The following is a 1,067-nucleotide window of genomic DNA, read 5'->3' as shown; positions in this document are numbered from 1 at the left end:
GCTGACGCACACCATCGCCCACCGGGTGGGTCGCTATCTGGAACGGCAAGGCCTGCTGGAACGGGATGTCGAAAACAGCTATCTGGCCTCGGATGCGGTGGATGACGACCCGATGACACCCCTGCTGGGGCACTCGATCACTTACCGTATCGCTGTCGGTTCACAGGCGGGGCGAAAGGTGTTCACTTTGCAAACTCTGCCGACCAGTGGTGATCCGTTCGGTGACGGGATTGGCAAGGTAGCCGGGTCCAGCCTGCACGCCGGCGTGGCGGCCAGGGCCGATGAACGCAAGAAGCTCGAACGGCTGTGCCGGTACATCAGCCGCCCGGCGGTATCCGAGAAGCGGCTGTCGTTAACACGAGGCGGCAACGTGCGCTACCAGCTCAAGACGCCGTACCGGGACGGCACCACGCACGTCATTTTCGAACCATTGGATTTCATTGCAAGGCTGGCCGCCCTGGTACCGAAGCCCAGAGTCAACCTAACCCGCTTCCACGGGGTGTTCGCACCCAACAGTCGGCACCGGGCGTTGGTCACGCCGGCAAAACGGGGCAGGGGCAACAAGGTCAGGGTGGCTGATGAACCGGCAACACCAGCACAACGGCGAGCGTCGATGACATGGGCGCAACGGCTCAAGCGTGTTTTCAATATCGACATCGAGACCTGCAGCGGCTGCGGCGGCGCCATGAAAGTCATCGCCTGCATTGAAGACCCTATAGTGATCAAGCAGATCCTTGATCACCTGAAGCACAAAGCCGAAACCAGCGGGACCAGGGCGTTACCCGAAAGCCGGGCGCCACCGGCTGAGCTGCTCCTGGGTCTGTTTGACTGACGAGCCTGAAGGCCAACGATACCAATCAAAATGCTGCGTTCACAGCGCCGCGGCAGGGATCCGCCGTGCTGGTTGTCGGAAAAGGAGCCGCTAGTGGGAAAGAGGAGGGTAAATTTTCAGCGTTGCTGGCTCCCCGTCAGCCGGATTGGGTTGCATCGCAGGGGTGTCGAAAGAGTCAACTGCGGTCCAAAGCTGTTGGACTTGGGTGAAAAGGGCGTTTATTCTTCCTATACGT

At 60.4% G+C, this 1,067-nt stretch carries 1 pseudogene; it reads left to right on the top strand.

Going from position 1 to position 1,067, the window contains the following annotated elements:
* Positions 1-832: pseudogene (locus ACOTX4_RS25930) on the top strand (IS91-like element ISCR2 family transposase); the annotation flags it as partial.
* Positions 833-1,067: the final 235 nt, after the last annotated feature.

The sequence above is a fragment of the Enterobacter cloacae complex sp. IR5459 genome, from assembly GCF_049238005.1.
GTDB classification, from domain to species: domain Bacteria; phylum Pseudomonadota; class Gammaproteobacteria; order Enterobacterales; family Enterobacteriaceae; genus Enterobacter; species Enterobacter hormaechei_C.
Note: the sequence above shows the minus strand (reverse complement) of the source record. Positions and strands in the feature narration are given on the sequence as shown.